Below are 20581 nucleotides of genomic sequence, written 5' to 3' on the forward strand. Positions count from 1 at the left end.
AGGGAGAGGGAACTGAATGGGGGATATTTGGGAGATACATCGACCTGAAAGTGGCTTACGGAATCCATAATTGACCCAATCTTTCAGGTCGATGCATGACGAATCCATAATCGACGAGAACTCTCAGGTCGACGGATCACGCAAGACACCTCGGTCGGCCCCCTCTCCCTCTGGGAGAGGGCTGGGGTGAGGGGCTCTTGATTTTAGCGCTGCTTCAGACGGTCAATGACGACGGCCAGCAACAGAATCGAACCGCGAATCACATACTGGTAGAACGTATCAATGTTTTTCAGGTTCATCGCATTCTCGATGATCGCCAGAATCAACACCCCGGCAATCACATGCCGGATCATGCCGATCCCACCGCTCAGCGACACCCCGCCCAATACGCATGCCGAAATCACCGTCAGCTCGAAACCCTGACCGATCATTGGCTGCCCGGAGGTCATGCGCGAGGCGAGGATCACCCCGGCCAGCGCGCCGATCACACCGTGCACGGCGAAGATGATGATCTTGGTCCGGTCAACGTTGACCCCGGCCAGCAATGCCGCTTCCTGGTTACCGCCGATGGCCATGGTGTTGCGCCCGTAGGTGGTGTAGTTCAGCAGCCAGCCGAAGAACAGGAAGCAGACGATGGTGATCAGGATCGGCACCGGTACGCCAAACAACTGGCCGTTGCCGAAGACGAAGAACGACTCCTGCGACACGCCCACCGCTTTGCCGTTGGCAAAAATGTAAGCCAGGCCACGGACGATCTGCATCGTCGCCAGCGTGGTGATCAGCGCATTGACGCGCAGCTTGGCAATCACGATGCCATTGATCAGCCCGACAATCAGGCCCATTACCAGCGCCGCGCTGACGCCGAGGAACACGCTGTTGGTGTCGCGCATCACCACCGCCGCGACCACCCCGGCGCAGGCAATCACCGAGCCCACCGACAGGTCGAAATGCCCCGACGCCAGGCAATACAACATGGTGCACGCGGCAATGCCGGTGGTGGAAATCGCCAGGCCCAGGCCACGCATGTTCAGTGGCGAAAGGAAGTTGTCGATCAGCAAGGTGCAGGCGACAAAAATGCCCACGGCCGCTAGCAGCATGACCCAGTCGTCGAGGAAGCGGCGCATGTCCAGAGGTTTGCGCTCTTTGGGCAGGGTTTCGTTTTGGGTTGTCATCATAGTCACCTCTCAGTTCGCTACGCCGTCAGCGCGGTGGCGCGGCAAAGCCAGTTGCAGCAGGTTGGATTCATTGGCCTGATCGCGGCTGACTTCGCCGCGCAGGGCGCCTTCGCAGAGCACCAGAATGCGGTCGGAAATGCCCATCACTTCCATCAGGTCGCTGGACACCACGATCACCGCAATGCCATCGGCGGCGAGGTTGTGGATGATCTGGTAGATCTCGGCCTTGGCGCCGATGTCGATGCCACGGGTCGGTTCGTCGAGCAGCAGGACCTTCATCGGCATCGACAGCCAGCGGCCAAGAATGGCCTTCTGCTGGTTGCCGCCGGAAAGGAATTTGATCGGCTGGCCGGCGTGGGGCGTTTTCACTTTCAGTGCCTTGATCTGCTTGTCGGCGTTGCCCTTCTCCCACATTCCGCGCAGCAGGCAGCCAAGGCCGGAGTTGGCGCCACGGGCGCTGATGTTGATGTTCTCGGCCACGCTGGCCAGAGGAATGATGCCCTCCTTCTTGCGGTCTTCCGGGCACAGCAGAATGCCCGCCGCAATCGCGTCGCGCGGCGAGCGCAACTTCAATTCATGGCCGCGTAATTCAAGGCGTCCGGCGGTATTGCGCTGCAGGCCGCTGAGCAATCGAAACAGCTCGGTACGCCCTGCCCCGACCAGACCGAACAGGCCGAGAATCTCGCCCTTGTGCGCCTCGAAACTGACCGGCTCGCGCAGGCCAGGACCCAGCAAGCCATCGACTTTCAGTGCCACCGCGCCACGTGGGCGATGGCGATAATCGTAGATGTCCTGAATGTCGCGACCGACCATGCAGGTCACCAGTTGATCGTGGGTCAACTGGCTCATGTCATCGAAGGTGCGCACGTAGCGACCGTCCTTGAATACCGTAACGGCGTCGCAGATACGGAACACTTCTTCCATACGATGGGACACGTAAAGCACGACTTTGCCCTCGTCGCGCAGACGCCCGATGATCGCCATCAAACGGTCGATTTCGCGGGCCGAGAGGCTGCTGGTCGGTTCGTCGAACGCAATCACATGGGCACCGCGCGACAGCGCCTTGGCGATCTCGACCAGTTGCCGCTGGCCAAGGGACAAGCGCCCGACCTTGGTCTGCGGATCAATTTCATCGGCCAGGCCTTTGAGGCAATTCAACGCCTGCTGGCGCAGCGTGGCGCGATTGATCAAACCGAAACTGGCCGGCAGATGACCGAGAAACAGGTTCTCGGCCACGGTCATTTCCGGCACCAGATGCAGCTCCTGGTGGATCACCGCGACGCCGTTGCCGATGCTGTCGGCCGTGGACTTGAAAGCCATCGTCCGCTCGCCGATCTGCAACTCGCCGCTGCTCGGAATGTAGGCGCCACCGAGGATTTTCAGCAGGGTCGATTTACCGGCGCCGTTCTCGCCCATCAAGGCGTGAACCTGACCTGGATGGGCGACGAAGCTGATGCCGTCCAGCGCTTTCACCCCGGGAAAGGTTTTGCCGATCCCGTTGAAGCGCAGGCTGCCGGCGCGGCCCTGTTCATGTGTCTGTACTTGCGCGTGCATAAAGCCACCTCTTCACAGCGTTCGAGCAGCCGTCAGTTCCACAGGCCGATTTTTTCCAGCTCTTGCTTGAAGTTCTCGCGGGTGATCAGGGTGACGTCGTCCATCGCCGTGTACTTCGGCGGCTCTTTGCCGGTGGTGACCCACTCGTACATCATCTCGGCAGTTTTATAGCCTTCGATGTGCGGGCTCGGCAGCATCGAACCGAAGAAGCCGCTGTTGGGTTTCTTCAGCTCGCCGATGGCGTCAGTGCCGTTGATGCCGATGCCGATCACGTTGGCCGCCGCGAACCCGGCGGCTTCGGTGGCGCGCACGCCGCCGAGCACGGTGTTGTCATTCATGCCGCCGATGATCAGGTTCTTCGCCGCGCTCGGCAGCTTCACCAATGCCGAGTTGGTGGCGTCCATGCTGCCCGGCACATCAAGGGTTTTCAGCGCCGCGAAGAGGATGTGATCCTTCGGCATACCGGCGTCTTCCAGGGATTTCACCGAACCGTCGGTGCGCTTCTTGCCAGTGTCGAGTTCGTTGTAGGTGTTGACCACCGCGTAGGTGTCTTTCCAGTCCCAGTTGCGTTTCTTCGCTTCGGCAACCATGGCGTTACCCTGCTTCTGGCCGACTTCGAACGCGGCCATGCCGAGGTATGGCACGTCTTCCATGAACTTGCCGTTGGCGTCGACGAAGCGGTCATCGACGGCAATCACTTTGAGGTCATTGAGTTTGGCCTTGGCCATGATCGCCGGGCCGAGCGAGACATCCGGCGGGCAGATGACAAAGCCCTTGGCACCATTGGCCGCCAGACTGTCGATGGCCGAGAGAGTTTTCTCGCCATCCGGCACGGCGATCTTGATCAGTTCAAAGCCCTTGTCCTTAGCGGCTTTTTCGGCGAAGGCCCACTCGGTCTGGAACCACGGTTCTTCCGCCTGCTTGACCAGAAAACCGATCTTCACGGTGTCGGCGGCGAGCAGCGCACTGCTCAGGCTGAACGCGGTGACCGCCAGGGCAGCACTGCACAGGGTACGAATCCCGAAACGACGTTTCATAAGCTGACTCCTTGTTATTTTTTTTGAGCAATGTTTGAAAAGCGTTAAAGCGTGTTCCTGCAAAACCTGTCGAAAATAGTCATATCGTATGATGATTGGATTTCAAACGGACTTATCCGCCTGAAAGCCGCTGCGTTCAGTCGTGGTACATCACCGAGCGCCCGCCATCGACGGTGATACACGCGGCGTTGATGAACGGCGCTTCATCACTGGCCAGGAACACCGCCGTCATCGCCACTTCGATCGGCTGGCCGATGCGCTTGGGCGGATGCAGATCGAGTGCGCGCTGGCGTTCGGCCTGCGGGTCGGCAAAGCCGTTCCAGTAATCAATGTTCAGTTGCGTCTCGATGTAGCCCGGGGCGATGGCGTTGACGCGAATGCCCTTCGCCGCGTATTCGATGCCGAGGGCGCGGGTCAGGCCAAGCAGGCCGTGCTTGGCCACCGGATACGGGAAGCAGCCGGGAATGATGTGGCTCGAATGGGTCGAGGCAATGTTGATGATGCTGCCGACACCTTGCTCGATCATCTGCGGCAGCACGGCCTTGCACCCGTACCAGGCGCCGTCGAGGTCGATGGCGAAGCAGCGATGCCAGTCGTCCTCGGTCATTTGCAACGGATCGCGGAACACATTGACTCCGGCGCAGTTGACCAGCACGTCGATGCGCCCGTGCCGCTCCACAGCCAGTCTGGCCATCGCATACAGATCCTCCTGGCGCGACACGTCAGCCTTGAGCGCCTGCACGTCATGGCCCTGCTCGCGCCAGTGCGCGGCGACCCGCTCGACTTTCTCGGCCTGGATATCGCTGATCACCAACCTGGCTTGCTGCGTGGCGAACGCTGCGACGATGGCTTCGCCAATGCCTTGCGCGGCGCCGGTGAGCAGCACAACCTTATTTTTCAGACGCTCGCCCTTCGGCGGTGCGGGCACCGGCGGCAGGGAAAGGGGTTCAGCCATGGATCAGGACTCCTGTTTCGCAGGCACAAAAAAACCGGGCATCTGCCGATGTCCGGTCTGGAAGGCGTGTGGAACGAAACAGGCAGGCGCCGCTGACGGCTGTGGGCCGTTGCAAGACGCGGACTCCGCTCGGGAGTGCGAGATGGATTCGCTGCATCACTTCACCTGTTTTGTTCTTTTTAAGTGTGAGTGCGTGTTACTGCTGGAGCCGACTATAAACCCGACCGACAAATAATCTCAATATATAATTTTGCATCCCATATTTTGGGATTTATCCCGCAAACCGGGTGCACGGTTTACCGGCCACCTCGACGCGCATCGACAACACCGCGCCATCCAGCGGGTGGTTGAGCGGGCTACTGGCACTGGTGATGTACAGGGTTTTCAGGTCTTCACCACCAAACACGCAACTGGTCGGTCGGCTGACGGGCAAATCGATCTTGCGGTCAACGTCGCCATCCGGAGTCAGGCGCAACAGGCAACTGCCATCCCAGCGCGCATTCCACACGTAGCCTTCGGCGTCCATCGCCGAACCGTCCGGGCCGCCGTGCTGATCGGGGCCGTACCAGACGTAAGCAGTGTCGAGGTTGCCGTCGGTGTGAATGAAATAGCGATAGAGCGTGCTATCGAGGCTGTCACCGAACAGCAGCGTGGTGCCGTCATTGCTCCACAACAGCGTGTTGGGAATCCCCAGACCGCGCAGCAAGGGCGTCACACGTTGATCGGCATCGACCCGAAACAGACCGCCAGAGCGCCGAATGACCGGCAGATCCTCGCCCTGCTCGCCGATGTTGTTTTGCATGGTACTCAGCCACAGTCGACCCTGAGCATCGCAACGAGCCTCGTTAGCACGGTTGCCCGGTTGCGGGTCGGCGACGCAGAACAGGGTCAGGCGCGGTTCGAGGCCCGGGGAGTCAAGGTCCAGACGATAGACACCGCTGCTGAGGGTGACCAGGGCATCGCCACTGGCACAGGGAATGAACGCGGACACGTGCTCCGGCATCTGCCAGATCTGCACGTTCTGGCCGATCAGCCGCAGGGCCTGTTTGCCGGCGATATCGACCCAGTACAACGCCTGGGTCGGCGCGTCCCAGAACGGACCTTCACCGAGTCGGGCGCGGTGTTGGGTTACGGCGGTCCACGTCATGTTGAATCCTTCATGTTGTTGTTTTTACTGTAGGGGCGAGCCTGCTCGCGATGGCGTCGGGTCAGTCGGGATGTCTGGCACTGATAAATCGCTATCGCGAGCAGGCTCGCGCCTACAGGGGGATTTAGGTTGTCAGCTGGCTTTCTTGTCGGCCATCACCTTCGGGTAGAAGCGCTTGATGGCCAGGTCGGCGTTATCAATCAGGGTCATGCACGCCCACACCCCGCGCGCCGAATCCCGGGCAGCGATGGCCTCGGCCATGTCCTTGTGGATCGGCAAGGTGCGGCGCAGCTCATCCGGGTCGGCAGCCGAGACCTCGAACGACACCGCCAGCAAGGCGCCGAGGGCCGGGACCATTTGCTCAATGAACTGGTTATGACTCGCCGCGAGAATGGACTCGTGAAACGACTGGTCGGCACGGTTGTAATCAACGCCGCTGTCCACGGCTCGCTCCAGGGCGTTGTAAGCCAGTTGCACCGTCTCGATCTGTTCCACGGTGGCGCGCTCGCAGGCCCAGCGCACGGCCATGGGCTCGATGGTGCGGCGCAGATCGAGCAAGTCATCGACGAAGTTTTCCGGCAAACCATTACGCGACAGCCAACCGACGACTTGCGGATCGAACAGGTTCCAGCGCCGTACCGGCAACACCCGCGTGCCGACCTTCGGCCCGACTTCGAGCATGCCTTTGGCCGCCAGGGTTTTGATCGCCTCGCGGATGACGGTGCGGCTGACGCCAAGTTGTTCACCCAAATCCGCTTCGACCTTGAGGGTCTGCCCCGGTTTGACCTGGCCAGCGGCGATCCAGCTGCCCAGCCAGTCGACGGTCGACACATGAAAGCTGCTGGACATGAACACCTCAAAGCGGTTCGCGATGGGTGTTTACGCTAATGATCATATGATTGGGTGTCAATCAGGATTTACTGCGGAAACGCAAAACAAATGCAGCAGGCTCACTCCTGCAGATTTTTTTGTTTTGGATCAGGGTTCGAGGCCGATGCGGAAGAACTCGCCGCCGCTCCACACGCCAAGCCAGCGCTGGCCATCGACTTCACGACTGACCGCCAGCTCCACCAGTTGGTAGAACACATTGCGATGGATCAGCGCTTCAAGGTTGGTGCGCACATGCACATACGGCGCCGGTTCCTGTGTCGCCGGGTCGATCTCGACGCGGATTGGATGCTCGGGCCCTGCCTCGGTCGTCTCATCGACATTGGTGGTGAACCGCAGCACCTGCGCTTCACCCTCGCCTTCGACTTCCACGGTGATCGCCACGAACGGCGCATCGTCGACCTTGATCCCGACCTTCTCGACCGGGGTGATCAGGAAGTAATCATCGCCGTCGCGGCGCATGATCGTGGAGAACAATTTGACCATCGGCTTGCGCCCGATCGGCGTACCCAGGTAATACCAGGTGCCGTCGCGGGCGATGCGCATGTCGATGTCGCCGCAGAAGTCCGGGTTCCACAAGTGCACCGGCGGCAGGCCTTTGGTTTTGGGGATCTGTCCCAACAGGTCATTGGCTTTTTGCGGGCCACTCATGGCGTTCTCCTTGGCTTATTGGTCGCCGACTCCCAGCAGGCTGCGCGCGTATTGCGCCAGTGGCGGGCCGATCAGGTCTTCAGGCTTGTTGTCGTGGAACGTCAGTAAACCGCCACGACTCTTGATCCGTGCAGTATCAATCAAATACTGGGTGCTGGTCTCGATCAACATGATCTGAATCACCCCGCCGTCGATGCCCACGCGATCCACGGCTTCCTGATCGAGCCACTCGTCGGAGTTGCCGATGCGGTCGTCAGCCTTGGCAAAACGGGTGTACAGCAAATAATGCGCGCCAGCATCGCGGGCTTCGCCCATCGCCTGATCGAGGCCTTCCGGCGCACGGGCGCGACGAACCATCGGGAAGTATTCCACAAAGCCCTTGAAGGCTTCTTCGGCGACCACGTTCGGCCGTGGATAGGAACCACCCGGCGGCGCGAACGAACCCTGGGCGATGTAGATGAACGAGTCCGGCTGAATGCGGAAGTTGTTCACCCGGCGGCTGTCGCTGTGATCCAGCAGCCCCGCGTCGCTCATCTGATAGCGAGTGCCCTCGGCCATATCGCTGACAGTCATACAGCCGCCAAGCGCCAAAACGGCCAGCAGCAAAACCAGGCTACGCATCCTCATCCTCCAGAAGCCGGTGACGGAAAACCGGCGAATGGCCGTTGAATGCAGCTTTTGCGCCAGCTCACAGAAATCTACAGGTATCGAATTTGAAATGAGGCATTTGTGGCGAGGGAGCTCAGCCGCCAATAATCTTCATGACCGTCGCGCCACCGGAAAAAGCCACTTCCTGCTTGTCACCCAACGCCTTGACCAGCAAGCGCTGTAACGCCGGCAGAGCCTGATGGCGCGGCTTGTCGAGCAGATCGCCGACATAGTGGCGGTTGCTCGACGACAGGCAGCCATGCAGCCAACCGGTGGACGACAGGCGCAAACGCGAGCAAGTCCGGCAGAATGGCACGCTTTCATTGGCGATTACGCCGAAGTGACCGACGCCCGGGATCGCATAACGCACAGCGGTGGCGTCCACCGGCGCATCGGCCTGGGCGTATTCGTAGCGCTCGCCAATCAGGCTCAGCAGTTGCTGCAGGCTGACAAACTGTTGCAGGAAGGCATTGGAGTCGGTGGCGAGGTGGCCCATGCGCATCAACTCAATGAAGCGCAACTCATAGCCACGTTCCAGGCAGTAATCGAGCAGTGGCATGACCTGATCGAGGTTTTGCCCGCGCAATGGCACCATGTTGACCTTGATCTTCAGCCCCGCCGCTTTCGCCTGGTCCATGCCGTCGAGCACGCTCGCCAGATCGCCGCCACGGGCGATGCTGCGGAACGCACCGGCGTCAAGGGTATCGAGGGACACGTTGATCCGGCGCAGACCGGCATCCACCAGCAGCGGCAGTTTCTTCGCGAGGAGTTGGCCATTGGTGGTCAGGCTGATGTCTTCCAGCCCCATCCGGCCGACGGCAGTCATGAATGACTCGAGTTTGGGGCTGACCAGCGGCTCGCCACCGGTGATGCGCAAGCGCTCGATCCCGGCGGCTTCTATCAGATACGCCACACCGCGTGCCATCGCTTCGGCCGACAGCTCATCCTGCGCAGCCACCAGCCGCTTGCCGTTGGGCACGCAGTAGGTACAGGCGTAATTGCAGGCGGAAGTCAGACTGATCCGCAAATTGCGAAAACGCCTGCCTTGACGGTCAACGATCATGATCACTCCGGCGATAGAAATTCGAGCCGCTAAAACTTGACTCACAAATCAAGTTTTAGCAAGCCCTATGCCTGAGTATATTCCTGCGGTACTGCGTCATGTAGCGAAATCATGGCGCCATCAGGTCGCTGAATGATTCAGCTGCTCGGGGTTTCCGGGTCGCGCTTGCGCTTGTTGCCCATCCGCACGCCGATGTCCATCAGGAACTGGAAGAAACCTTCCTGATCTTCCAGCACATTGCTCCAGAACGGCGAGTGATACAGCGCGACCGCGCCGTGCACCAGTGCCCAGGATGCGCAGTAGTGGAAGTACGGCGGCACGTCTTCGAGCTTGCCTTCGCTGATGCGGCCCTTGATCAGCAGGGTCAGGCGTTCGAAGTTCGAGGCACGGATCTTGTGCAGCTCCTCGACCATCTCCGGCACCTGATTGCCCTTGACCACCTTCTCTTCGAGACGGTCGAACAGGCGATAACGCTGCGGGTCGCGCATGCGGAATTCGAAGTAGGCACGGGACAATGCTTCCTTGTCCTTGTCGACATCGGCCGAATGCAGCAGCTCGTTCAAATCGCGCTCGTAATCGAGCATCAGCCGCAGATAGATCTCGGCCTTGGACTTGAAATGCTTGTAGATCGTGCCTTTGCCGATACCCACGGCATCAGCAATCATCTCGACGGTGACACTGTCTTCACCTTGATCGAGGAACAGCTTGAGCGCGGTATCGAGAATTTCTTGCTCGCGGCGACGAAACTCACGGACCTTACGAGGTTCTTTGTGCATAAGAAAAGGTCTGAAGGGTCAAAATTCGAAGCCGCGTATTATGCCTAACTTGCACAAAAATGCACGGATCATCCGACCATATCTGTGTTTCCCGTTCGTTTTGAGAACGATTGGGGCGCAATGAGAACTCAACCGAAGCGAACGTATTCCAAATTTGTTTAAAAACCCCGACCGGCTAACTGGACTGAACGCCAGACTGATCAATACTTGAACTGTCGGGCGGCATCTCCCCCAAGTGCCGCGCCGATAAAGGTACCAAGGGACCGCGTACCTTTGTTTTACTCCTAATGGTCTTAACCCGGATTCACCCCCCAGAACCCGGGTTTTTTTTGCCTGCGATTTGATGATCGCTCACCAGCAGGCGCTGCCGCAGGCTGCAATCTTTTGACTTTATCTCCCAAGAGCAAGATCAACCGATCGCAGCCTTCGGCAACGCCTACATGGCAGATTTGACAGAGGCCAGCGGGAACAGCCGCTTGAAATTTTCAGTGGTCTGCTCGGCAAACCGCTCGTAGTTTTCCCCACGCAGCATCGCCAGAAACTCCGCCACTTCGCGCACGTATTGCGGCAGGTTCGGTTTGCCCCGATAAGGAATCGGCGCCAGATACGGCGAGTCGGTCTCCACCAGCAGGCGATCCGCCGGAACCTTGCTCGCGACGTCGCGCAGCGCATCGGCATTGCGGAACGTGACGATGCCCGACAGGGAAATGTAATACCCCATGTCCAGCGCCGCCTTGGCCATGTCCCAGTCTTCGGTGAAGCAATGCAGCACACCGGCCTGAGGCAGTGCCGCTTCGCGCAGCAGCTCAAGGGTATCGGCACGGGCGCCGCGAGTATGGATGATTACCGGTTTGCCGGTCTGCCGGGCGGCTTGCAGGTGCAGGCGGAAGGATTGCTGCTGCAACTCGGCAGCTTCCGGCTCGTAGTGGTAGTCCAGACCGGTTTCACCGATCGCCACCACTTTCGGGTGATTGAGTTCTTCCAGCAGCCAGTCCAGCGCCGGGGCCGCGCCAGGTTGCACGTCCAGAGGATGCACGCCGACCGAGCAATCGACGTCGGCATAACGCTCAGCCAGGGCTTTGACATCGGCAGCATTATCGGCACTCACGCCGATGCACAGAAAGTGCCCGACCCCGCGTGCACGCGCTGCGTCGAGTGCAGCATCCAGCGAGCCGTCATGGGCGGCGAGGTCGAGGCGATCAAGGTGACAATGGGAATCTACGAGCATAAAAACACGGCTACTTACATCGTATGGGTGGGACGGTCGGACTTCAGGGCTCCGGCCAGATGGGTTTCGATGCGACTGCGGGCGGTGTTGTCGCCCTCGTTGAACTGCACGCCGACACCGGCAGCGCGATTGCCCTGCGCGCCCTTGGGCGTGATCCAGGTGACTCTGCCGGCGACCGGAATCTTTTCGGCCTCGTCCATCAGGTTCAGCAGCATGAACACCTCATCGCCCAACTTGTAGCTCTTGTTGGTCGGGATGAACAGGCCACCGTTCTTGATGAATGGCATGTAGGCGGCATAAAGCACCGACTTGTCCTTGATGGTCAGAGACAAGATGCCGTTACGCGGCCCCGGGCTGGCGGGTTCATTCATGATGACCTCCACTGCTGATGTTCAGAGTCTAGGTACACATTCTTATCTTTGACCAGGCAATCCCGCCCATTGCACCAAGAGCGCCTCCAGCAGCAGGGCCGGATTGAGGTTGGCCTTGCTCAAGACTTTCTGGCGCTGGGCGAGAATCCAGTCCTGGATATCGAGCACTTTACCCTGGGCACTTTTCTGCGCCAGGTACTGCACGACCTTGCGCATATCGGTCAGGCCGAGGCCGGTTTCATCCTGAGTCAGTTGATAGCGCAGGATCAGGCTCGACCAGTCACAGAACCAGTCGAACAGGCGCAGCATCGGAATGTTTTTCCATTCCTCGGCCAGTTGCGTTGGGGATTGCTGTTGCTTGAGCAGCTTCTTTACGCCTTCGACCACTTGCGCGCGTTGTTCGCGCACGCCTTGCGACTGCAGGCTGACAGCCGCCAACGGCGAACCGGCCGCCAGCGTCAGCAGTTCGACACGCTCTTCTGCGGAACAGTCCGGCAATGCCTGGGCCAGCCATTGCAGGCTCATCGCCTCACCCGGCAGCGGACAGGCCTGCTGCACGCAACGACTCTTGATCGTCGGCAACAAACGGCTCGGCTGGTGACTGACCAGCAGCAGCACGGTATTGCCGGACGGTTCTTCCAGACTCTTGAGCAAGGCGTTGGCAGCATTGATATTCATCGACTCGACCGGCTCGATCAACACCACTTTGCGCCCACCCAGCTGCGCGGTCTGCACCACGAAGCTGACCAGATCACGCACTTGATCAACCTTGATGGCCTTGTCGGCCTCTTCCGGTTCGAGGATGTAATTATCGGGGTGACTACCGGCCTTGAGCAGCAGGCAGGATTTGCACTCGCCGCAAGCCTCAGGCGTCGGGCGCTGGCACAGCAGGCTGGCCATCAAGCGTTCGGCCAGCGCACGTTTGCCGATGCCGGCCGGACCATGCAGCAGGTAGGCGTGGGCGTGCTGGCTACGTCCGGCCAGTTGCTGCCAGAGGCTGTCCTGCCATGGATAGGCCTCAGCCACGGCTCAGCTCCAGCAAATTCGGAATCAGGGTATCCAGCGATTGTTGAACCTTGGCCAACGGCTGACCGGCGTCGATCCGCACATAGCGCGCAGGATCGGCTTCGGCACGCTTGAGGAACGCGTTACGCACGGCCTCGAAAAATGCCCGACCTTCCAGCTCGAAACGATCCAGACGGCCACGGGCACTGGCGCGAGCCAGGCCGATTTCCACCGGCAGATCGAAAATCAGCGTCAGGTCCGGACGCAGGTCACCCTGCACGAAGGTTTCCAGCGTGGCGATCCGCTCCAGCGACAAACCACGGCCGCCGCCCTGATAGGCGTAAGTCGAATCGGTAAAACGATCACACAGGACCACGGCGCCGCGGGCCAGTGCCGGGCGAATCACTTCGGCCAGATGCTGGGCACGCGCCGCGAACACCAGCAGCAACTCTGTATCCGGGTTCATGACTTCGTCGGCCGGGGCCAGCAGCACGTCGCGAATCCGTTCAGCCAGGGGCGTACCGCCGGGCTCACGGGTCAGCAACACCTCAACACCTGCGGCGCGCAGGCGCTCGGCGAGGTATTCGCGGTTGGTGCTTTTACCGGCGCCTTCCGGGCCTTCCAGGGTAATAAACAAGCCAGTCACAGGCAGTCCTTAATCAAAGTCATTGCGCGTTTTTCGGGGCGGCGGCTTCCGGTTCCGGCGCGGGCTGCGGCGGCGTAACCGGTGGCAGTGCTTGCGGTGCGGTGTCCGGTGATGCCGCAGGAATCGCTTCCTCGGTTGTCGGAGCTGCTTCAGGCGCAGTCGCCGGCGCCGGGCTCGAACGGTAATCGGCACGTCGCTTGAGCTGGAACTCGCGCACGGCACTGTTATGCGCATCCAGATCATCGGAGAACACATGGCTGCCATCGCCACGCGCCACAAAGTACAGACTGGTGCCGTCGACCGGATTCAGCGCGGCGTGAATCGCTTCACGCCCGACCATAGCAATCGGCGTCGGCGGCAAACCGGGAATCACGTAAGTGTTGTAAGGCGTCGGCTCTTTGAGATGGGCACGGGTCAGCTTGCCCGTGTAGCGATCGCCCAGCCCGTAAATGACCGTCGGATCGGTCTGCAACTGCATGCCCAGGGCCATACGGCGCACAAAGACGCCGGCAATTTCCCCGCGCTCCTGTGGCACTCCGGTCTCCTTCTCGACCAGCGAGGCCATGATCAGCGCTTGATAGGGCTCGGTGTAGGGCGCATCGGCGGAGCGTTTTTCCCACTCCCTGGCCAGCACTTCATCGAGTCGATCGAACGCCTTCTTCAGCAGCTCGGCGTCAGACATCCCGCGCACGAAGCGGTAGGTATCCGGGAAGAACCGCCCTTCCGGGAACACCCCTTTGTGGCCGATCTTTGTCATGACGTCGCTGTCGCTCAAACCGTTGAGGGTCTGCTCGATCTTTTCGTCTTTCGCCAACGCGGCGCGCACTTGACGGAAATTCCAGCCTTCAACCAGGGTCAGGCTGTACTGCACCACTTCACCGCGCTTCCACAAGTCGATCAGGCCGTTGACGGTCATGCCCGGCTGCATGCGGTATTCACCGCTGTGGATCGGCGTGCCGGCGAGATTGAAGCGCCAGTAAATCCGCAACCAGAATGCATCCTTGATGACGCCATCGGTTTCGAGTTCGAGGAAAGTACGGGTCGGGGTCGAGCCTTTCGGCACATCCAGCAGTTCTTCCTGCGTGATGTTCAGGGGCTGTTCCAGTGCGGAGTGAATCTTCCAGGCGCTGGCGCCCATCAGCAGCCCTGCCAGAACCAGTCCGGTTTCCAGCAGCAGCAAAAGTTTACGTCTCACGAATCAGGCATCCAGTAGGGCGCGGGCAATGGCTTGCAGTTTACGGGTGAGCGGGCCAACCGGCCAGCTCAGCGCAGCATAGGCACGAACCGGCCAGACGCCATACACGCTGTTACAGACAAAAACTTCATCAGCCCATTGCAGCTGTTCGAGGCTGATATCGGCGATTTGGGTGGGAATGGCCAGTGACTCGGCCTGAAACAATATTTCGGCACGCATCACGCCGGCGACACCACAGCGCTTCAGATCCGGCGTGATCAGCACCCCGTCGCGCACCACAAAGACATTGCTGAACACTCCTTCGATGACGCGACCGGCCTGATCGAGCATCAAGCCTTCGGCGTGTTCGCTGTCCTGCCATTCGGCCCGGGCGAGAACCTGTTCCAGTCGATTGAGGTGTTTGAGCCCGGCAAGCAACGGCTGCTTTGATAAACGCGTGCTGCACGGAAACAGGCGGATGCCTTGTTCAGCATGAACCACCGGATAAGCCGCAGGAGGATTGCCTTGCAGAATGCGTCGGCCAGACGCCGTCGGATCCGGCGCGTAACCGCGCAAGCCGTCTCCACGGGTGAGGATGAGCTTGAGCACGCCCTCGCCCATCGCCGCCGCATAAACGAGCAGTTCGTGGCGAACCTGATCGAAGTCCGCCGCGATGGCCAGGCGCGCACAGCCATCGGCCAGACGCGTCAGGTGGCGATCCAGCAACAGCGGCTGGCCGCTGCGCACGGCGATGGTCTCGAACAGACCGTCGCCGTAAGCCAGGCCGCGATCTTTCAGCGACAGAGTGTCAGCCGGTTGACCGTCGACCCAGCTGTCCATCAGCCTGCGAACCGGCGGAATGCCAAGGTGCCATTGGTGCCGCCAAAACCGAAGGAGTTGGACAGCACGACATCAATGTCCATGTTGCGCGCTGTGTGCGGCACGAAGTCGAGATCGCAGCCTTCGTCCGGCTCATCGAGGTTGATGGTCGGGGGCGCCACCTGGCTGTTGATCGCCAGCACGCTGAAGATTGCCTCGACCGCACCCGCCGCACCCAACAGGTGACCGGTCATGGATTTGGTGGAGCTGACCGCCATTTTGTAGGCATGGTCACCGAACACGGACTTGATCGCGTTGGCTTCGGCGAGGTCGCCAGCCGGGGTCGAAGTACCGTGGGCGTTGATGTATTGCACTTGATCGACGTTGATCTTCGCGTCGCGCAATGCATTGGTGATGCAGCGCGCAGCACCGGCGCCATCGGCGGGTGGCGAGGTCATGTGGAAGGCATCGCCACTGGTACCGAAACCGATCAGCTCGGCATAGATGGTCGCGCCACGTGCCTTGGCGTGTTCCAGCTCCTCGAGGACCAGGGCGCCGGCACCATCGGACAGGACGAAACCATCACGGCCCTTGTCCCACGGACGGCTGGCGCGGGTCGGCTCGTCGTTGCGGGTCGACAGCGCACGGGAGGCACCGAAGCCGCCCATGCCGAGGCCGCAAGCAGCCATTTCGGCACCGCCGGCAATCATCACGTCGGCTTCGTCGTACATGATGTTGCGCGCCGCCATGCCGATGCAGTGCGTACCGGTGGTGCACGCGGTGGCAATGGCGTAGTTAGGCCCCTGTGCCCCCAGATGGATGGACAGGAAACCGGAAATCATATTGATGATCGAGCCTGGCACGAAGAATGGCGAGATTCGACGCGGACCCGTTTCATGCAGGGTACGGCTGGTTTCTTCGATGTTGGTCAGACCGCCAATGCCCGAACCCATGGCCACGCCAATGCGTTCACGGTTGGCATCGGTGACTTCCAGACCGGCATTGCGCACGGCTTGAAAGCCTGCCGCGAGACCGTACTGGATGAACAGGTCGAGCTTGCGCGCTTCCTTGACCGACAGGTATTCCTCGACATTGAAGCCCTTTACCGAGCCGCCAAAGCGGGTGGAATAGGCAGAAAGGTCGGTGTGTTCGATCAGACCAATGCCACTGCGGCCAGCCAGAATGCCCTGCCAACTGCTCGGCACATCCGTGCCCAGTGGCGACAACATACCCATACCGGTGACTACGACGCGTCTACGCGACACAGCACTCTCCTTTTTCAAATGACGATTTTGCATCAGGCCTAAAGAAAAAACCGCACGCCATGATGGCAGTGCGGTTTTTCCATGACAGCAAACAACGATTACAAACTATTACGCCTGGTGGCTAGTAACGTAGTCGATTGCAGCTTGTACAGTAGTGATCTTCTCAGCTTCTTCGTCAGGGATTTCGGTCTCGAATTCCTCTTCCAGAGCCATCACCAGCTCAACGGTGTCAAGGGAGTCGGCACCCAGGTCTTCTACGAAGGAAGCGCTGTTGATCACTTCTTCTTCTTTAACACCCAGTTGCTCGGCAACGATTTTCTTGACGCGCTCTTCGATGGTGCTCATACCTTGTTTTCACTCCTAATGGACAAATTCAGGCAGCTGGCCAGTGGGTAAGTGTATAGAAAGACTTTTCAGCTTTTCAACTGAAAGCTTCACTCCTCAAACCCTGCGGCCCTCTGCCTATAAATAGATTGCAGCTTTATAACGGATTTTAGACAGCTCGTATGACATTTTTTTGAAGCAATCCGTCACATTTTACTTACATGTACATCCCACCGTTCACCGGGATTGTAGCCCCAGTGACGTATGCCGCACCGTCGGATGCAAGAAAAGCGACCACAGATGCGATCTCTTGAGCCTGCCCCAGACGACCCAGCGGAATCTGCGTCTGCAAGGCTTCACGCTGTGCTTCAGGCAGTTCACGGGTCATATCGGTGTCGATGAACCCAGGGGTCACCGAGTTGACCGTAATCGAACGAGAACCGACTTCACGCGCCATCGCCCGGCTGAAACCTTCCAGACCGGCCTTGGCGGCTGCATAGTTTACTTGGCCTGCGTTGCCCATGGCACCCACCACCGAGCCAATACTGATAATTCGACCCCAACGCGCCTTGGTCATGCCGCGCAGAACGCCCTTGGACAGGCGATACAGACTGTTCAGGTTGGTATCGATCACGTCGTACCACTCGTCGTCTTTCATGCGCATCATCAGGTTATCGCGGGTGATGCCGGCGTTATTGACCAGGATCGCCGGCGCACCGAACTGCTCCTGGATGCTCGCCAGCACCTTGCTGACCGATTCGTCGCTGGTGACGTTGAGTTCCAGACCGGTGCCCTGAATGCCGTGCTCTTTCAGCGTGGCGGCAATTGCCTCGGCACCTTTGGCGGAGGTCGCGGTACCCACGACGATGGCGCCCTGACGACCCAGTTCCAGCGCGATAGCCTGGCCGATACCGCGGCTTGCACCGGTGACCAGTGCAACTTTACCTTGCAGACTCATGCAAGCTTCTCCTGATTCAGGCTTGCGCTGCGCGAGCGGCAGCGAAAGCGTCTGGGGTATTGAGGTTGGAAGTCGAAACGCCTTCGGCGCAACGTTTGTTCAGACCGGCCAGGACTTTGCCCGGGCCGCATTCGACCAGACTGGTCGCGCCTTTGGCGGCCAGGGTCTGGACCGATTCAACCCAGCGCACTGGCTTGTACAGTTGTTCGAGCAGATCACGCTTGAGGGTTTCCAGATCGGCCGGCACTTGCGCGCTGACGTTCTGTACCACCGGGATCTGCGGCGCCTGCCAGTCGATGGCGGCGATGGATTCGGCGAAGCGCTCGGCGGCCGGGCGCATCAGTTCGCAGTGCGACGGCACGCTCACCGGCAGCGGCATGGCACGCTTGGCGCCACGGGCCTTGCAGCCTTCGATGGCGCGTTCAACGGCCGCCTTGGCACCGGCGATGACCACCTGGCCTGGCGAGTTGAAGTTGACGGCGCTGACCACCTCGCCCTGCGCTGCCTCAGCACAGGCCGCCAGTACGTCGGCATCTTCCAGACCGAGAATGGCCGCCATGCCGCCCTGCCCGGCCGGAACCGCTTCCTGCATCAGTTGACCACGGCGCTCGACGAGCTTCACCGCGTCAGCCAGCGTCAGGCTACCGGCAGCGACCAGCGCGCTGTATTCACCCAGGCTGTGACCGGCAACAAAGGCCGGACGCGCGCCGCCTTCCGCCAGCCACAGACGCCACAGGGCGATCGAAGCGGTCAGAATGGCCGGTTGGGTTTTATCGGTTTGATTGAGCAGCTCTTCCGGACCCTGCTGGGTCAGCGCCCACAGGTCATAGCCCAGAGCCTCAGAGGCTTCTTTGAAAGTTTCGAGGATCAACGGATATTCCGCGCCCAGCTCGGCCAGCATGCCGAGGGACTGCGAACCCTGTCCTGGAAAGACGAATGCGAGGGAAGCAGACATGTAACAAGCCCCTAATGATCTTGTCGTCGAAAAATGACGCCCCACGTGGGGACGCAAGAAACTGACAGTTGGATGGCCCTTTGAACCGGGCGGTCACATTTAAGCATTGTCCGACGAAAACGCCTAAGACAACAAATCCTCCAGACGACCATGAAGACGCTCGGGAAGATTTTCCTGGATCTCGATCAAGGCCCGCTGAATCGCACTCTGAAAACCCTGAACCCCGGCCGAACCGTGACTTTTCACCACGATGCCCTGCAGACCGAGAAAACTTGCGCCATTGTGTCGCGCCGGCGCCAGATCCGCCTGCAAGCGCTTCATCAATGGCAACGCCAACGCCCCGACAACCCGGGACGCGAGGTTTTTCCTGAACAGCGCCTCGATGCGCGCCGCGATCATCGTCGCCAGGCCTTCGCTGGACTTGAGCAGGATATTGCCGACAAAACCGTCACACACCACCACGTCCGCTTCGCCGCGATACAGGCCATCGCCCTCGACGAAACCGATGTAATTGATACCTCGCGCCGCCTGCAACAAAGTCGCTGCCAGCTTGACCTGCTGGTTACCCTTGATGTCTTCGGTGCCGATATTGAGCAACGCCACTCGTGGCCGGGCAATCCCCAGCGTCTGCGCTGCCACCGACCCCATCACCGCGAACTGCAGCAGATGCTCGGCACTGCAATCGACATTGGCACCCAGGTCGAGCAACTGGCAATAACCCGTCTGCGTCGGAATCGCCGCCACCATCGCTGGTCGATCAATGCCCGGCAACGTCTTGAGCACGAAGCGCGACAACGCCATCAGCGCCCCGGTATTACCGGCACTGACACAGGCCTGAGCCTTGCCATCACGCACCAGTTCAAGGGCGACACGCATCGACGAATCCGGCTTGCCACGCAAGGCCTGGGTCGGTTTTTCGTCCATGGTGATGACTTCGGACGCCGGAACAATCGTCAGGCGCGCGCGATCGGCAGCCGATTGGCCGTGGATCAATTCTTCAAGGAGGGAGGGTTGACCGACGAGGGTCAGGTGCAGCGAGGGCGTAGCAGAAAGGCAAGCAAGGCTGGCCTGAACAATGCTGCGGGGACCGAAGTCCCCGCCCATTGCGTCAATCGCGATGACTTGAGCGGACAAGTGATTACTCGTCAGCGCCCTTGTCGATCACTTTACGACCACGGTATACGCCTTCTGGCGATACGTGGTGACGCAGGTGAACTTCACCAGTGGTTTTTTCTACAGACAGAGTGCTAGCCTCGAGAGCGTCGTGCGAACGGCGCATGTCACGGGCAGAGCGGGATTTTTTGTTCTGCTGAACAGCCATAATTGATTAACTCCTAAACGTTTGGGTCACGCTTTAACTGCGCCAATACACTGAACGGGTTGGACCGCGTTACCTCGTCCTCGCTCGATACGGGTTCATCTGCTCCCGCCGGCTGCTGGCATTCTTCCGGATGATGAGCAGGCACAATGGGCAAGGCGAGCAGAAGCTCCTCCTCGATCAGTGACTGCAGATCCAATGGATCTTCGCCCAGTTCCAGCACGTCATAACCTTTCGGTAACGACTGGGTATTCGCACCCTCCTTCACTACAGCGTAACTGCATTCGCTGTGGATCGGCAGGGTGACCAGCTCAAGACAACGCTGGCAAACCATTTTGACTTCGGTGTCGATAAAGCTGTGGATCACCACAGATTTACGTTCATCTCGTTCAAAAACGAATTTGGCCTGCACCGTACCGACATTGTCGGAAAGCGGGTCGCAGAGTCTCTTCAAATCGGCCAGCAGCAGTTCACCTTGAAGGGTGGTGCCACGGTCAGCCAATTTGCGCGGGTCAACGTGAGGTGGAATCGGGTCATTCAACATAGGCGCAGCATTATAGGGATGCACCCACCCATGTCAAAGGAAATTGTGCCCTGTCCGTCACTTGCGTGCCTCCGCTAGAA

The 20581-nt window shown here is 59.8% G+C and carries 23 protein-coding genes; all 23 read right to left on the bottom strand.

All coding sequences use genetic code 11. From position 1 onward, the window contains the following. Positions 1 to 203 precede the first annotated feature (203 nt). Entirely contained in the window at positions 204 to 1172 is a 969-nt protein-coding gene (gene araH / locus HV782_RS21110; RefSeq protein WP_026000669.1) for an L-arabinose ABC transporter permease AraH, read from the bottom strand. A 12-nt stretch (positions 1173 to 1184) separates the two neighbouring features. After that, positions 1185 to 2729, bottom strand: coding sequence for an L-arabinose ABC transporter ATP-binding protein AraG (gene araG / locus HV782_RS21115; RefSeq protein WP_186744927.1), 1545 nt, complete (start codon positions 2727 to 2729; stop codon positions 1185 to 1187). 32 nt (positions 2730 to 2761) lie between these two features. After that, entirely contained in the window at positions 2762 to 3766 is a 1005-nt protein-coding gene (locus tag HV782_RS21120; RefSeq protein WP_123466760.1) for a substrate-binding domain-containing protein, read from the bottom strand. 136 nt (positions 3767 to 3902) lie between these two features. After that, the gene (locus tag HV782_RS21125) at positions 3903 to 4721 is read right to left on the bottom strand and encodes an SDR family oxidoreductase (protein ID WP_186744929.1); all 819 of its coding nucleotides are present in this window, start codon (positions 4719 to 4721) and stop codon (positions 3903 to 3905) included. A 271-nt stretch (positions 4722 to 4992) separates the two neighbouring features. Continuing rightward, the gene (locus tag HV782_RS21130; RefSeq protein WP_128615500.1) at positions 4993 to 5868 is read right to left on the bottom strand and encodes an SMP-30/gluconolactonase/LRE family protein; all 876 of its coding nucleotides are present in this window, start codon (positions 5866 to 5868) and stop codon (positions 4993 to 4995) included. 132 nt (positions 5869 to 6000) lie between these two features. After that, positions 6001 to 6717 carry a FadR/GntR family transcriptional regulator gene (locus HV782_RS21135; protein ID WP_123466768.1) on the bottom strand — a complete coding sequence of 239 codons (717 nt, stop codon included), beginning with the start codon at positions 6715 to 6717 and terminating at the stop codon, positions 6001 to 6003. 129 nt (positions 6718 to 6846) lie between these two features. Continuing rightward, on the bottom strand, positions 6847 to 7407 hold the full coding sequence (locus HV782_RS21140) for a DUF1285 domain-containing protein (protein ID WP_123466770.1): 561 nt from the start codon (positions 7405 to 7407) through the stop codon (positions 6847 to 6849). Positions 7408 to 7422: 15 nt separating this feature from the next. Beyond that, complete coding sequence (locus HV782_RS21145; RefSeq protein ID WP_123466772.1) at positions 7423 to 8028, bottom strand: DUF4823 domain-containing protein; 606 nt, start codon at positions 8026 to 8028, stop codon at positions 7423 to 7425. A 121-nt stretch (positions 8029 to 8149) separates the two neighbouring features. After that, a complete protein-coding gene (locus HV782_RS21150) occupies positions 8150 to 9118 on the bottom strand; it encodes a GTP 3',8-cyclase MoaA (RefSeq protein ID WP_123466774.1) in 969 nt (322 codons plus the stop codon). A 137-nt stretch (positions 9119 to 9255) separates the two neighbouring features. Next, complete coding sequence (locus tag HV782_RS21155; RefSeq protein WP_007908276.1) at positions 9256 to 9894, bottom strand: TetR/AcrR family transcriptional regulator; 639 nt, start codon at positions 9892 to 9894, stop codon at positions 9256 to 9258. 436 nt (positions 9895 to 10330) lie between these two features. Next, the gene (locus HV782_RS21160; RefSeq protein ID WP_123466776.1) at positions 10331 to 11122 is read right to left on the bottom strand and encodes a TatD family hydrolase; all 792 of its coding nucleotides are present in this window, start codon (positions 11120 to 11122) and stop codon (positions 10331 to 10333) included. Between the two features lie 14 nt (positions 11123 to 11136). Next, entirely contained in the window at positions 11137 to 11493 is a 357-nt protein-coding gene (locus tag HV782_RS21165) for a PilZ domain-containing protein (protein WP_123466778.1), read from the bottom strand. Positions 11494 to 11535: 42 nt separating this feature from the next. Further along, complete coding sequence (locus HV782_RS21170; protein WP_123466780.1) at positions 11536 to 12519, bottom strand: DNA polymerase III subunit delta'; 984 nt, start codon at positions 12517 to 12519, stop codon at positions 11536 to 11538. After that, complete coding sequence (tmk, locus tag HV782_RS21175; protein WP_123466782.1) at positions 12512 to 13144, bottom strand: dTMP kinase; 633 nt, start codon at positions 13142 to 13144, stop codon at positions 12512 to 12514. Before tmk ends, HV782_RS21170 begins: the two co-directional genes overlap by 8 nt. Before the next feature lie 19 nt (positions 13145 to 13163). Further along, positions 13164 to 14339, bottom strand: coding sequence for an endolytic transglycosylase MltG (mltG, locus tag HV782_RS21180; protein WP_186744931.1), 1176 nt, complete (start codon positions 14337 to 14339; stop codon positions 13164 to 13166). A gap of 3 nt (positions 14340 to 14342) precedes the next feature. Next, positions 14343 to 15158: an aminodeoxychorismate lyase gene (pabC, locus tag HV782_RS21185; RefSeq protein WP_128615502.1), complete on the bottom strand. Its 816-nt coding sequence runs from the start codon at positions 15156 to 15158 to the stop codon at positions 14343 to 14345. Further along, a complete protein-coding gene (gene fabF / locus HV782_RS21190) occupies positions 15158 to 16402 on the bottom strand; it encodes a beta-ketoacyl-ACP synthase II (RefSeq protein WP_123466788.1) in 1245 nt (414 codons plus the stop codon). Before fabF ends, pabC begins: the two co-directional genes overlap by 1 nt. Positions 16403 to 16510: 108 nt before the next feature. Beyond that, positions 16511 to 16747 (bottom strand): acyl carrier protein, encoded by a 237-nt coding sequence (acpP, locus tag HV782_RS21195; RefSeq protein WP_186744933.1) that lies wholly within the window; start codon positions 16745 to 16747, stop codon positions 16511 to 16513. Between the two features lie 196 nt (positions 16748 to 16943). Continuing rightward, complete coding sequence (fabG, locus tag HV782_RS21200; RefSeq protein ID WP_123466790.1) at positions 16944 to 17684, bottom strand: 3-oxoacyl-ACP reductase FabG; 741 nt, start codon at positions 17682 to 17684, stop codon at positions 16944 to 16946. A 16-nt stretch (positions 17685 to 17700) separates the two neighbouring features. Continuing rightward, on the bottom strand, positions 17701 to 18639 hold the full coding sequence (fabD, locus tag HV782_RS21205; RefSeq protein WP_123466792.1) for an ACP S-malonyltransferase: 939 nt from the start codon (positions 18637 to 18639) through the stop codon (positions 17701 to 17703). Positions 18640 to 18762: 123 nt separating this feature from the next. Next, positions 18763 to 19773, bottom strand: a complete 1011-nt coding sequence (gene plsX / locus HV782_RS21210; RefSeq protein WP_186744935.1) for a phosphate acyltransferase PlsX — start codon at positions 19771 to 19773, stop codon at positions 18763 to 18765. A 4-nt stretch (positions 19774 to 19777) separates the two neighbouring features. Continuing rightward, positions 19778 to 19960, bottom strand: coding sequence for a 50S ribosomal protein L32 (gene rpmF, locus HV782_RS21215; protein WP_003179396.1), 183 nt, complete (start codon positions 19958 to 19960; stop codon positions 19778 to 19780). Positions 19961 to 19973: 13 nt separating this feature from the next. Then, entirely contained in the window at positions 19974 to 20501 is a 528-nt protein-coding gene (locus HV782_RS21220; RefSeq protein ID WP_123466796.1) for a YceD family protein, read from the bottom strand. Positions 20502 to 20581 lie beyond the last annotated feature (80 nt).

This window comes from Pseudomonas monsensis (assembly GCF_014268495.2).
In the GTDB taxonomy this organism is placed as follows: domain Bacteria; phylum Pseudomonadota; class Gammaproteobacteria; order Pseudomonadales; family Pseudomonadaceae; genus Aquipseudomonas; species Aquipseudomonas monsensis.